The sequence below is a fragment of the Hydrogenophaga sp. genome, from assembly GCF_036675665.1.
Lineage (GTDB): Bacteria > Pseudomonadota > Gammaproteobacteria > Burkholderiales > Burkholderiaceae_C > Hydrogenophaga.
Map to the genome: position 1 here is coordinate 13,303 of NZ_JAKFEO010000051.1, position 12,676 is coordinate 25,978.

13 protein-coding genes are annotated in these 12,676 nt (G+C 67.3%); 7 read left to right on the forward strand and 6 right to left on the reverse strand.

The window, feature by feature from the left end:
- Positions 1-40 precede the first annotated feature (40 nt).
- From V6M63_RS17340 to V6M63_RS17360, 5 genes are all read left to right on the forward strand, one after another.
- Positions 41-709, forward strand: coding sequence for a response regulator (locus V6M63_RS17340; protein ID WP_332744060.1), 669 nt, complete (start codon positions 41-43; stop codon positions 707-709).
- Positions 706-2,127: a sensor histidine kinase gene (locus V6M63_RS17345; protein WP_332743907.1), complete on the forward strand. Its 1,422-nt coding sequence runs from the start codon at positions 706-708 to the stop codon at positions 2,125-2,127. The genes V6M63_RS17340 and V6M63_RS17345 overlap by 4 nt, the downstream gene beginning before the upstream one ends.
- 113 nt (positions 2,128-2,240) lie before the next feature.
- The gene (locus V6M63_RS17350) at positions 2,241-3,230 is read left to right on the forward strand and encodes a Bug family tripartite tricarboxylate transporter substrate binding protein (protein WP_332743909.1); all 990 of its coding nucleotides are present in this window, start codon (positions 2,241-2,243) and stop codon (positions 3,228-3,230) included.
- 79 nt (positions 3,231-3,309) lie between these two features.
- A complete protein-coding gene (locus V6M63_RS17355) occupies positions 3,310-3,756 on the forward strand; it encodes a tripartite tricarboxylate transporter TctB family protein (RefSeq protein WP_332743911.1) in 447 nt (148 codons plus the stop codon).
- 1 nt (position 3,757) lies between these two features.
- Complete coding sequence (locus V6M63_RS17360; protein ID WP_332743913.1) at positions 3,758-5,266, forward strand: tripartite tricarboxylate transporter permease; 1,509 nt, start codon at positions 3,758-3,760, stop codon at positions 5,264-5,266.
- Positions 5,267-5,290: 24 nt separating this feature from the next.
- Here the strand turns inward: V6M63_RS17360 and V6M63_RS17365 are convergent, their stop codons facing one another.
- Together V6M63_RS17365 and V6M63_RS17370 are read right to left on the reverse strand one after the other, a co-directional pair.
- Positions 5,291-6,088, reverse strand: coding sequence for an SDR family oxidoreductase (locus V6M63_RS17365; protein ID WP_332743915.1), 798 nt, complete (start codon positions 6,086-6,088; stop codon positions 5,291-5,293).
- A gap of 25 nt (positions 6,089-6,113) precedes the next feature.
- Positions 6,114-7,031 carry a DMT family transporter gene (locus tag V6M63_RS17370; protein ID WP_332743917.1) on the reverse strand — a complete coding sequence of 306 codons (918 nt, stop codon included), beginning with the start codon at positions 7,029-7,031 and terminating at the stop codon, positions 6,114-6,116.
- A 208-nt stretch (positions 7,032-7,239) separates the two neighbouring features.
- Here V6M63_RS17370 and V6M63_RS17375 point away from each other — a divergent pair, with 208 nt between their 5' ends.
- Positions 7,240-7,632: a type III secretion system chaperone gene (locus V6M63_RS17375; RefSeq protein ID WP_332743919.1), complete on the forward strand. Its 393-nt coding sequence runs from the start codon at positions 7,240-7,242 to the stop codon at positions 7,630-7,632.
- A gap of 15 nt (positions 7,633-7,647) precedes the next feature.
- Here V6M63_RS17375 and V6M63_RS17380 read toward each other — a convergent pair whose 3' ends face one another.
- Together V6M63_RS17380 and V6M63_RS17385 are read right to left on the reverse strand one after the other, a co-directional pair.
- The gene (locus tag V6M63_RS17380; RefSeq protein WP_332743921.1) at positions 7,648-9,459 is read right to left on the reverse strand and encodes a GspE/PulE family protein; all 1,812 of its coding nucleotides are present in this window, start codon (positions 9,457-9,459) and stop codon (positions 7,648-7,650) included.
- A gap of 7 nt (positions 9,460-9,466) precedes the next feature.
- Positions 9,467-10,249, reverse strand: a complete 783-nt coding sequence (locus V6M63_RS17385; RefSeq protein ID WP_332743923.1) for a spermidine synthase — start codon at positions 10,247-10,249, stop codon at positions 9,467-9,469.
- A 139-nt stretch (positions 10,250-10,388) separates the two neighbouring features.
- Here V6M63_RS17385 and V6M63_RS17390 point away from each other — a divergent pair, with 139 nt between their 5' ends.
- On the forward strand, positions 10,389-11,204 hold the full coding sequence (locus V6M63_RS17390; RefSeq protein ID WP_332743925.1) for a mechanosensitive ion channel family protein: 816 nt from the start codon (positions 10,389-10,391) through the stop codon (positions 11,202-11,204).
- An 80-nt stretch (positions 11,205-11,284) separates the two neighbouring features.
- On the opposite strand, the gene V6M63_RS17395 is transcribed toward V6M63_RS17390, so the two are convergent.
- Positions 11,285-11,782: a DNA-deoxyinosine glycosylase gene (locus V6M63_RS17395; RefSeq protein ID WP_332743927.1), complete on the reverse strand. Its 498-nt coding sequence runs from the start codon at positions 11,780-11,782 to the stop codon at positions 11,285-11,287.
- The gene (locus V6M63_RS17400) at positions 11,779-12,624 is read right to left on the reverse strand and encodes a TatD family hydrolase (RefSeq protein WP_332743929.1); all 846 of its coding nucleotides are present in this window, start codon (positions 12,622-12,624) and stop codon (positions 11,779-11,781) included. The genes V6M63_RS17395 and V6M63_RS17400 overlap by 4 nt, the downstream gene beginning before the upstream one ends.
- Positions 12,625-12,676 lie beyond the last annotated feature (52 nt).

Here is a 12,676-nt window from a genome sequence, read left to right on the forward strand (position 1 = left end):
GCCGGGCGAGACACCCGCGCCACCACACGAGGGCATGCCCATGAGAATCCTGTTGGCCGAAGACGAAACCGAACTGGGCAACTGGCTGACCAAAGCCCTCGCCCAGAGTGACTTCCAGGTCGACTGGGTGAACGACGGCCGCATGGTGCGCCGCAGCCTCAAGGCCACGAAGTACGACGCGCTGATCCTGGATCTGGGTCTGCCCGGACTGGGCGGCCATGATGTGCTGGCCGATCTGCGCGAGGCCGACGAGCGCCTGCCGGTGCTCATCCTCACCGCTCGCGACTCGCTCATGGAGCGCGTGAGCTGCCTGCACGGCGGGGCCGACGACTTCCTGGCCAAGCCCTTCGAGGTGAGCGAACTCGAAGCGCGGCTGATCGCATTGATCCGCCGTTCGCGCGGACAGGAACATCCTCGCTTTGCCTGCGGGCCTCTCAGCTATGACAGCGCCGCCAGACAGTTCCGGCTGCTGCATGAACCACTCACCCTCACGCCGCGCGAACACGCGGTGTTGCGCGCGCTGATCCAGCACAGTGGCGAGGCCTTGTCCAAGCGCGAACTGGTGGAGCGGGTGTTTTCCGACGAGCAGGACGTGAACCCCGAAGCCATCGAGGTGCTGGTGCACCGCCTGCGCAAGCGTCTCGAAGCTTCTCCCGTGCGCATCACCACGTTGCGAGGCATGGGTTACCTCCTGGAATGTCCAACATGAGGCTGTCGCACTGGCTCGGCGGCAGCATCCGCCGCATGCTGCTGGTGGTGCTGGTACCGGGCATGCTGCTGGTGTTTTCGGCCGAGCTCTGGCTGGCCTGGCGCACCGCCAGCGAAGCGGCCGACGCCGCCTACGACCGATCCCTGCTGGGCGCGGTGAAGTCCATCGACTCCAGCATCTCCACCGCCAGTGGCGGTCTGGGTGTGGAGTTGCCCTACCGCATGCTGGAGTTCTTCGAGCTCACGGCCAACGGACAGGTGTACTACCGCGTGGCCACCGAAGACGGGTTGGTCGAGATCGGCAGCTCCGACCTGCCGCCACCACCGAGCCCGCTGCTCTCGGGGAAGCCACAGTTTCACGAGGGTGTGCACTTTGGAGAACCGGTGCGCGTGGGCAGCTATGCGCGCGAGTTGTCCGCGCCACTGGCCGGCCAGCCAGGACCGCAACGCGTGGTGATCCAGGTGGCTGAAACGCTGGAGGCCCGCACCGACTTCCGGCGCTCCCTGGTGCTGCAGTCGGTGGCGCGCGACTTCCTGTTGGTCGCGGTGGCCAGCACCCTGTTCGGCCTGTCCATCGCCTGGGCCATGCGCCCCCTGGCGCGGCTGCGCCAGGACGTGGAAGCCCGCCCACCGCAGGACCTCACACCGATGGACAGCGAGGGTGTGCCCGCCGAGGTACTGCCACTGGTGGGCGCCATCAACCACCACATCGGGCGCAACCGCGAGCAGGCCGAGGCGCGCAGGCGCTTCATCGACGACGCCTCGCACCAGCTGCGCACGCCGCTGACCACGCTGGCCACCCAGGTGGCCTTTGCCCAACGCGAGGAAGACCCTGTCGCGCTGCGCGAGGTGATGGACAACATCCGCCAGCAACTGGACGAAACCATCCGCCAGACCAACCAGATGCTCTCACTGGCCAAGGCGGACAGCGCGGCGCCCGAGCCCGAGCTGCTGGACGCGGTGGTGCTGGCCGAAGACCTGGTGCGCCGCTGGTGGCCGATGGCGCGCGAACAGGGGGTGGACCTCGGCCTGCACGCGCCCATGGCCACGCTGCCCTTTCACGGCGAGCCCGGCCTGCTGAAGGAAGCCTTGTCCAACCTGCTGCACAACGCCATTCGCCATGGCGGTTCGGGCTGCCACGTGACGCTCGCCGTGGGCCAGGGCGAAGAACGTGTGCGCTTCAGCGTGGTCGACGACGGACCTGGCTTGCCGCCCGACGAACTGGCGCGCGCGGGCGAGCGGTTCTTCCGCGGTCGCCACGGCCAGCTTCCGGGCTCCGGCCTGGGGTTAGCAATTGCGCGCACCGTGGCCCAGCGCCATGGCGGTGAGATGCGGGTGAGCGCCGGGCCCGAGGGACACGGACTGGAAGTCACGATGGAATTGGCGAGCACCGGCGTCACGGGGGCTCGTTCGGGTTAACCCTGAACAATCAGCCCGATCTTTGAAAGCGGCCTGAAAGTGCGATTTTTCTACAGTGCCCTCATCGCAACAGATCCGTTGCGAGCGTTTCACCCCCACGAGGAGACACTTTCATGAGCATCACATCCCGTTTGCTTGCTGCGGCCATCTCGGCCAGCGCCGTCACCGCTTTCGCCGCCGGCGCACTCGACAAGACCGAGTGCATCGCCCCGGCCAAGCCCGGCGGCGGCTTCGACCTCACCTGCAAACTCGTGCAAAGCGCGCTGCAGGAGGGCAAGTTCATCGCCGACCCGATGCGCGTGACCTACATGCCGGGCGGCATCGGCGCCGTGGCCTACAACACCATCATTGCCCAGAAGCCCGACGCGGCCAACGCCATCGTGGCCTTCTCGGGCGGCTCGCTGCTCAACCTGGCCCAGGGCAAGTTCGGCCGCTACACCGAGAACGACGTGCGCTGGCTCGCCGCCATCGGTACCGACTATGGCGCCGTGGTGGTGGCCGAGAACTCGCCGTTCAAATCGCTCAAGGACGTGATGGCCGCCATCAAGGCCGACCCCACCAAGGTGGTGCTGGGCGCCGGTGGCACCGTGGGCAGCCAGGACTGGATGAAGGCCGCGCTGACCGCGCGCGCGGGCGGCGTGAACCCCAAGACCATGCGCTACGTGGCCTTTGAAGGCGGCGGCGAGGCGCTGACCGCGCTGCAGGGCGGCCACATCCACGTGTTCACCGGTGACGCGGCCGAGGCCGGGCAGCAGATCAAGGCCGGCGCCAAGGTCCGCATCCTGGCGGTGATGAACGACAAGCGCCTCAGCGGCGACATGGCCAACATTCCCACCGCCGCCGAGCAGGGCTATGACGTGGAATGGCCCATCGTGCGCGGCTTCTACCTCGGCCCCCAGGTCAGCGATGCGGACTACAAGCTCTGGGCCGACACCTTCACCAAGCTGATGGCCACGCCCGCCTACGACAAGCTGCGCAGCGAGCGCGGGCTGTTCCCCATGGCCCTGACAGGCGCTCCGCTGGACGCCTACGTCAAGAAGCAGGTGGCCGACTACCGCAAGCTGGCCGAAGAGTTCGGCCTGAACGTCGTGCCCGCCAAGTGATCCCCGCAGGGCCGCCACGGCCCTGCTTCGCGGGGCCACCCCGGCGGTGGCCCGCTTCCATTTTTCTCCGGAGTTCCCCATGAGTGACCGCGTTCTCGGCGCGGTGTGTGTTGTCGCGTCCGCCGCCATGGCCTGGGCCGCGCAAGACTACGCCGCCGCCATCTCCTACGAACCTGTCGGCCCGCGCGCTTTCCCGCTGCTGCTGGCGTGCGGTCTGGGCCTCTCGGGCCTGTGGCTGGTGCTGCGCCCCAGCGCCGGAGCCGAAGCCTTCCACGGTGTTCCATGGAAGTCCACGGCTCTGTGCGCGGCCGCCGTGCTCGCCTACGCGCTGCTGTTCCAGTGGCTGGGCTTTGTGCTGGCCACGGCGCTGATGGCCGTGCCGGTGGGCATGGCGTTTGGCGGCAGCTGGAAACAGTCGCTCACCGGAGGCGCTGCGCTGGGCCTGGTGCTGTTCCTGCTCTTCGACAAGGTGCTGGATGTGGTGCTGCCGGCCGGCCCGCTGGCCGCACTGCTGGGAGGAAACTGACATGGACGTCCTGCAACACCTGGTCATGGGCTTTGGCGTGGCGCTGAGCCCGACCAACCTGCTCATCGCCGCGCTGGGCTGTTTCATCGGCACCATCGTCGGCCTGCTGCCCGGCCTGGGCCCCATCAACGGCGTGGCCATCCTGATGCCGCTGGCCTTTGCCATGAAGCTGCCGCCAGAGAGCTCGCTCATCCTGCTGGCCGCCGTGTACATCGGCTGCGAATACGGCGGGCGCATCTCGTCCATCCTGCTCAACGTGCCGGGCGACGCGGGCGCCATCATGACCGCGCTGGACGGCTACCCGATGGCGCGCAACGGCCAGGGCGGCGTGGCGCTGTCCATCTCGGCCTGGAGTTCCTTCGTGGGCTCGCTGGTGGCCACCATCGGCATCGTGCTGTTCGCACCATTGCTGGCGAGCTGGGCGCTGTCGTTCGGTCCGGCCGAGTACTTCGCGCTCATGTGTTTTGCCTTCGCCTGCATCGCCGGCCTGATGGGCGACGCGCCGGTCAAGGCCGGCCTGGCAGCCCTCATCGGTCTCTCGATGGCCTGCGTGGGGCTGGACTCCAACTCTGGCGTCTACCGCTTCACCGGCGGCGATGTCCACCTCTCCGACGGCATCCAGTTCGTGGTGGTGGTGATCGGCGTGTTCTCGATCAGCGAACTGCTGCTGATGCTGCAGCAACACCACAGCAGCACCGGCATGGTCACGCAGACCGGTCGCATGCTGTTCAACTGGAAGGAGCTCAAGTCCACCTGGTGGGGCACGCTGCGCTCCAGCATGGTCGGTTTCGCGGTGGGCGTTCTGCCCGGCGCGGGCGCCACCATCGCCAGCGCCATGACCTATTCGATGGAGAAAAGCCTGACCGACAAGGAAGGCACGTTCGGCAAGGGCGACATCCGCGGCGTGGCCGCACCCGAAGCGGCCAACAACTCGGCCGCCACCGGCTCCTTCGTGCCCATGCTCACGCTGGGTGTGCCCGGCTCGGGCACCACGGCGGTGATGGTCGGCGCACTCTCGCTCTACAACATCACACCTGGGCCTGCGCTGTTCACACAGCAGCCCGATCTGGTGTGGGGCCTGATCGCCTCGCTGTTCCTGGCGAACGTGATCCTGCTGGTGCTCAACATCCCGCTGGTGGGCGTGTTCACCAAGGTGCTGAGCGTGCCCAACTGGCTGCTGGTGCCCGGCATCGTGGCCGTCAGCAGCGTGGGCGTGTACGCAGTGCACGCCACCACGTTCGACCTGGTCCTGATGACCGGCCTGGGTTTCGCGGCCTACCTGCTGCGCAAGCAGGGCATCCCCATGGCGCCGCTGATCCTGGGCTTTGTGCTGGGCGACATGATGGAGCAGAACCTGCGCCGCGCACTGTCCATCAGCAACGGCGACGCGGCCATTCTGGTCGCCAGCCCGATCTCGATCGGTCTGTGGGTCGCTGCCGCGCTCATGCTGTTGGTGCCGCTGGCCACACGCCTGTTTGCCGCCTTCAGGCCCAGGGTGGTGAGCGCCTGATCGCGATCGGCTTCTGCACGCCCCTCAGAACGTGCCCGGGTAGGCGCCTCCATCGGCCAGCACGTTCTGGCCGGTGATGTAGCCGGCGTGCACGCTGCAGAGGAATGCGCAGATGGCGCCGAATTCCTCCGAGGTGCCAAAGCGCTTGGCCGGGATGTTCTTGCGTCGTGCATCGGCGATCGCGTCCACCGACTGGCCGGTTTTCTCGGCGGCACCGGCCAGCGTGGTCTTGAGGCGGTCGGTGTCGAAGGCGCCGGGCAGCAGATTGTTGACGGTCACGCCCTGCGCGGCCAGCGGGCTGCGCGCCACGCCGGCCACGAAGCCGGTGAGGCCGCTGCGCGCGCCGTTGGACAGGCCCAGGATGTCGATCGGCGCCTTCACCGCGCCCGATGTGATGTTGACGATGCGACCGAAGCCGCGCTGCGCCATGCCGTCCACCGTGGCCTTGATGAGCTCGATGGGCGTGAGCATGTTGGCGTCAAGCGCCTTGATCCACATGTCGCGGTCCCACGCGCGGAAATCACCAGGCGGCGGACCACCCGCATTGTTGACCACGATGTCGAAGGCCGCGCCGGGACCGCCCGCCACCGACAGCGCTGCCGAACGGCCCTCGGACGTGGTGATGTCGGCCGCCACCGCCAGCACCGTCACGCCCGGAGTCTCGGCCTGCAGCGCCTGTGCAGCAGCGTCCAGGTCACGCGCACCGCGCGCCACCAGCACCACGTTCACGCCCTCGGCGGCCAGCGCCTGCGCGCAGCCCAGCCCCAGTCCCTTGCTCGCGCCACACACCAGCGCCCATTTGCCCTTGATACCCAGATCCATGAAAAGTCTCCTGAAAAAAAAGACGTCAGCTGGCACGGCCGAAGCGCGTCACCAGAAACACACCGGAGAGCACGAGCACCGTGCCCACCACGATCCAGCCGTTGAACGGCTCACCGAGAATCACCACGCCCATGACGATGGTCGACATCGGGCCCACCATGCCGGTCTGCGCCGCCAGGCCCGAGCCGATGCGCTCGATCGCCATCATCACCATGAGCACGGGCGCAAAGGTGCACAGCGTGGCGTTGAGCACCGAGAGCCAGATCACCTCGGGCGCCACCAGTGCCGCGCTCATGGGGCGCAACAAGACGAACTGAGCCAGGCACAACACACAGGCCACGCTGGAGGCCAGCCCCACCAGCCGCATGGAGCCCAGCCGCTGCACCAGCTCGCCGCTGTAAACGAGGTAGATGGCGTAGCTGACCGCGCTGCCGAACACCAGCAGAGCACCCAGCAGCGCGTCGGGCCCCTGCAGACCGGCCTCGTGGCCAAACACCAGCAGCACGCCGCCGTAGCTCACGGCCATGGCGAGTGCCTGAAGTCGCGTGATGCGGCGCTTGTAGATCACCCAGCCCAGCACCAGAACCAGCGTCGGGTTGAGGTAGAGGATGAGTCTCTCCAGGCTGGCACTGACGTACTGCAGGCCCCAGAAATCCAGGAAGCTGGCGAGGTAGTAGCCGGTGAAGCCCAGGCCCAGGATGCCCAGCCAGTCCTGGCGGGTGAGCGGCACCTTCGCTCCGCCCCCTTGCCGGCAGGATGCCCACCAGGCCAGCGCCAGAAACAGCGGCAGCGCAAACAGCATGCGGTACATGATCAGCGTGACCGCGTCCACGCCATGGCGGTAAGCCAGTTTCACGATGATGGCCTTGCCGCTGAAGGCAACGGAGCCTGCGACCGCGAGCAGCAATCCGGTGGCGAGATGAGGTGTGGGGGCGGCGCGCATCGATCGATTATCGGCAACGCGCGATAACGGACGCCAAGGCGGGGCATGCCTCGTGCCGATCGCCCAGGCATTCCTGTCGCACGCATGACTTCACTTTGATGAAGCCCTGCGCGATCACCCCGCACGCCAGCAAGTCCCTAACCTGTGCCACAGCCTGCTCCGCACCCAGCCTGCGGTGGCTCCGAACACGTCTCACAGGGTTTGCCACATGCCATCTTCTCCACGTCCCGCGCCGCTCCTCGAACACATCGACACCTTGCTGAAAGCCTTGACCGATTCGCGCCGCGGTTCGACCGTGCTGCGCGTGAACGACACCCGGGTGGTGCTGCGCCCCCGCGACAACGAGCCCAAGCTGGTGATGCAGGCCCACATCTGCGCCCTGCCCCGCCACAGTGGCCCGCGCGCATCGCTGTGCGAGGCCTTGTTGATGGGCAACACCAGACTCGCAGACAGCGACCGCCTGGGCATCGAGCCCGCCGAGAACGCGGCGGTGTACCAGCGCGTGGTGGACATCGAGCTCGATGCCGCCGCGCTGGGTCAGGAGGTGTGGGACCTGATCGATGCCGCCGAGCAGTTCAGGCACGGACTCGGGCGGGACTGATGCCCGCTGCGGGCCTCACTGCACCGGTGGCGTGCAGGCCAGCACCTCGTCCATGGTGGTCAGGCCCTCGGCCACGCGCATGGCACCGGCCAGGCGCAGCGGGCGCATGCCGTCGGCCACGGCCTGCTTGCGCAGCGCATCCAGGCGCGGCTCGCGGCTGACCTTGTCCTTGAACGATTCGGTGACCGTGAGCAGCTCGTACAGGCCCATGCGCCCGCGAAACCCGGTCATGCGGCAATCCACACAACCCACGGGCTGGTAGGGCCGGTAGCTGCCACTGATCTGCCAGGGCTTGACCAGCTCGGCCAGCGACTCGCGCGATGCAGCGGCCTGGGTCTTGTCCTGCTGCGTTCTGCAGGCCAGGCACAGCGTGCGCACCAGGCGCTGCGCGAGCACGCCGAGCACCGTGGCATTGATGAGGTAGGGCGGAATGCCCAGCTCCATCAGCCGCATGATGGCCGAGGGCGCGTCGTTGGTGTGCAGCGTGGTGAACACCAGGTGGCCGGTGAGCGCGGCCTGCACCGCCATCTCGGCGGTGGCGAGATCGCGCACTTCGCCCACCATGATGATGTCCGGGTCCTGCCGCATGAGGGCGCGCAGGCCCTGCGCAAAGTCCAGGTCCAGGTGGGCCTGCACCTGCGTCTGGTTGAAGGCCGGCTCGATCATCTCGATCGGGTCTTCCACCGTGCTCACATTCACCTCTTCGGTGGCCAGGCGCTTGAGCGTGGCGTAGAGCGTGGTGGTCTTGCCCGAACCGGTGGGACCGGTCACCAGCACGATGCCATGCGGGTGTTTGGTGAGCGCCTCCCAGCGCTGCGCGTCGTGGGCGGCGAAGCCCAAGGCACTGAGGTCCTTCACCGTCGACTCGGGATCGAAGATGCGCATGACGAGTTTTTCACCAAACGCGGTGGGCAGCGTAGACAGGCGCATCTCCACCTCTTCACCGCGCACGCCCGCCACGCCGGGGCGCAGCGTCTTGATGCGGCCGTCCTGCGGGCGCCGGCGCTCCACCACGTCCATGCGCCCGAGCAGCTTGATGCGCGCGGTCATGGCGGTGAGCACACCGATGGGCATCTGGTAGACCGGGTGCAGCACGCCATCGATACGAAAGCGGATCACGCCCTGTTCGCGCCGCGGCTCCAGGTGGATGTCGCTGGCGCGCTGGTCAAAGGCGTACTGCCACAACCAGTCGACCACCTGCACCACGCCCTGGTCGTTGGCGTCGAGCTGTTTGTTGGCCTTGCCCAGTTCCACCAGTTGCTCGAAGCTGCCGAAGCCGTTCTGACCACCACTCTTGCTGGCCGCGCGCACCGACTTGGCGAGCGCGAAGAACTCGGCGGTGAAACTGCTGATGGCCTGCGGACTGGCGAGCACCAGGCGCACGGTCTTGCGCGTCTGGCGCTGCACCTCGGGCACCCAGTCCCGAATGAACGGTTCGGCCGTGGCCACCACCACCTCGGCGGGGCTCACCTGCACTGGAAGCACCTTGTGGCGCTCGGCGTAGGCCGCGCTCATCACGTCGGCCACCTTGCCCACGTCCACCTTGAGCGGATCGATGCGCATGTACTCCAGCCCGCTGCGCTGGGCCAGCCACTGCGTGAGCAGCTCCACGTCGAGCACATGGCTGTCGGCCTTGCGCGCCATGCCCACCACCGACAGGCGTTGCAGCGGGTGCTGCGCACTGTGCGCCGAAGCGCAGCGCGCCACGGTGCGCTCGGCCTCGGCGCTGGAGATCACACCGTCATCCTGCAGCCACTGCACCAGCGTGCGCCAGTCCAGGGGGCCCGTGTGGTCTGTTGCAGCAGGGGATCTGGTGGCTTGTTTCATGGGTATTTCAGGCAACGGGTTTGAACAGCTTCAACCACTTGACCGCAGGCAGACCCCAGCGTTCCTGCACAAGCTCGGCCCGCGCCAGCAACTGCATGCGCGTGGGCCGGTGGGGCGTGCGCAGGGCGAGCACCACGGTGTTGCCTTCGCGCGTGGGCTTGAAGGCCCACACGGCATCGTCGCCAAACGCGGCGCACAGGCTTTGCAGCGAGCGCTCGTAGCTGGCGTCGCGCCCGAACAGGTTGACCGTGAGGCAGCCTTCGTCGGTGAGGGCGTTGCGGCAGTCGGCGTAGAAATCCGGGCTGTCGAGCACCGGTGCGGCGGCTTCGTGATCGTACAGGTCCACCTGCAGCGCGTCATAGTCGCCCAGGTGGTCGGCCCGGCGAATCTCCTCGCCCGCATCGGCCAGCACCACGCGCAGCCTGGGCCCATCGGCGGGCAGCTTGAACCAGCTGCGACACACCACCACCACCTGCGGGTTGATCTCGATGGCGGTGGTGTCCATACGCAGCTTCTTGAAGCAGAACTTGGTGAGCGCAGCCGACCCCAGGCCGAGCTGCAAGGCGCGGCGTTTGCCCACCGAATCGGGCTCGACGAACAGCAGCCAGGCCATCATGCGCTGGACGTAGTCGAGCTCGATGTCGAACGGTGCGTCCAGCAGCATGGAGCCCTGGATCCACTCGGTGCCCAGGTGCAGGAAGCGCACCTCGCTGTCTTCGGAGATGGTCACGTCGGGCAAGGTCTGCACCGTGCTTCGCTTGCGTGCGGCGGCGTTGGCGCCGGCCTTCATGCGGCAACCCCGTCGGCACAAGGGCATGGCCTGTAGCACAATGCCTCGGCCAAGGGGGGCAGGGTATCGAAGGGATTCGGATCCCCGAGCGGGTGAAGTGGGTGCTGCATTTTTGTATCTGACCTGAGGAGGAATGATTATGAACACGGAAGTCATCTGGGATTTTCTCGTCACGCAGGGGGCCGACTTCGGCCTCAAGGTGCTCGGCGCCATTGCGGCGTGGATCGTGGGGCGCTGGCTGATCGGCATTGCCGTTGGCCTGATGGGGCGGGCGATGGAAAAGGGCCGCAAGCTCGACCAGACGCTGATCCACTACCTCAAGTCGATCATCTCGGTGCTGCTGACCATCGTCCTGATCCTCGCGATCCTGGACATCTTCGGCGTGCGCACCACCTCGTTCGCGGCCTTGCTGGCCGGCGCGGGCCTGGCCATCGGCGTGGCCTGGAGCGGCATGCTGGCGAACTTCGCGGCGGGCATCTTCCTGCAGGTGCTGCGGCCCTACAAGGTGGGTGATTTCATCTGCGCGGGCGGCACCACCGGCACCGTGAAGGAGCTCGGCCTGTTCGCCACCACCATCCTCACACCCGACAACGTGACCACCATCGTGGGCAACAACAAGGTGTTCTCCGACAACATCCAGAACTTCAGCCACGAGCCGTTCCGCCGCGTGGACTGCCTGGCCAAGGTGGCGAACAGCGTGGACGTGAACGACGCCATGGCGCGCCTGCGCACCGCCGTGGCCGCGATCCCCAACGTGGTCTCGTCGCCCGCGCCCGACGTGGAAATCCTGCAGTTCACGCCCGAGGGGCCCCTGCTCTGCGTGCGTCCGTACACGCACACCGACCACTACTGGCAGGTCTACTTCGACACGCACAAGGCGGTGGTGAGCACGTTTGGTGCGGCGGGGTATCCGGTGCCTGAGACGCCTGTGCTGCATCGCACTGTGGCTGCCTGAGGTTTTTTCTCCGGCTGCAACGGTCAGCGGCGACCGGGGCGTCCGGCTCCGCGGATGTCCCCCCGCAACAAAACGGCCCCCTAAGCCACCACCCCATGCCGACGCAACACCTCGGCCCAGGCCGCCAGCTTGCGATCGAAACTCCAGCTCGCATTCGCCGGGCTGGTGGACGGCAGCCTGTAGACCGGCAAACCCAGCTTTTCGGTGTGCCGCGCATGCCGAAAACTCTCGCCACCGTTGTGCGCGATCGCTTCGAGCAACGGACACGAGCGCAACACCTGCGCAAAATCGTTGAGCTCCGCGTTCTGGATGTTCGCGTCCAGGCTGCCCTCACGCTCACAAGCCCCGTACACATCCCACACGCCCAGACCATGCGCCAGCAAGGTGGCTACACGCTCGGGGTAGGCCATGGCGGGCAGGGGCAACCGCCACAACGCGCCCAGGATCTTCCAGAAATGGTTCTGCGGATGACCGTAGTACTGTTGCGCGCGCAACGATGCCACGCCGGGGAAACTGCCCAGCACCAGCACACGCGTGTTGGCGTCGAGCACCGGCGGCAAACCCTGCAAACGGCTCATGCCGCCTCTGCCAGCGCCACCAGCCGCGGCAATGCGGCCAGGGCATTGGCGGTGGTGGCCTCCATCAACGCATCGACCGGCATGCCACGCAGCTCGGCCACCACCCCACCGATGCGCGGCAGCTCGACCGGGCTGTTGACGCCTTGCGCCCGGCCCGCTGCCCGCTCGGCCGCCGTGGCGTAGAGCCAGTGCGGCGGAATGTCGGGCGCGTCGGTCTCCAGCACCAGGGACGTCAGCGGCAACTCGGCGGCGAGCCGACGCAACTGCCGCGCCGGCTCAAAGGTGCAGGCGCCACCAAAACCCAGCTTGAAACCCAGCCCCAGGAAGGCCTGCGCCTGCTGCTCGCTTCCATTGAACGCGTGCGCGATGCCCCCACCCGTGGACAGTTCGCGCAGGTGCTTGAGCAACTGGTCGGCGCTGCGCCGCACATGCACGATCACCGGCAGGCGGTGCTTGCGTGCCAGCCGCAGCTGCGCGCGGTAGAACAAGGCCTGGCGTTCCCGCATCTCGGGCGTGCACAGCGCGGGTACGAAGAAGTCGAGCCCGATTTCGCCCACGGCGACCAGCCGTGGATCGTCGCGGTGCTCGGTCAGTGCCGCGTCGAGCGCATCCAGATCGGTGTCCTGCGCGCGCGGTACACACAGCGGGTGGATGCCCAGGGCGTAGGCGTCACCCAGCCGGTGCGCGAGCTGGCGCACCGTGTCGAAGTTGGAGCGCTCCACCGCCGGGATCACGCACCTGCCCACACCCAGCGCAGCAGCACGCTCGCGCATGCGGAGCGCCAGGACATGGTCGACGCCAAATTCAGGCGCGTCCAGATGGCAGTGTGTGTCGATCCACATGGCGGTATAACGTGCCATTGTGCCGACAAGCCCGATCCAGGGTCGACGCCAT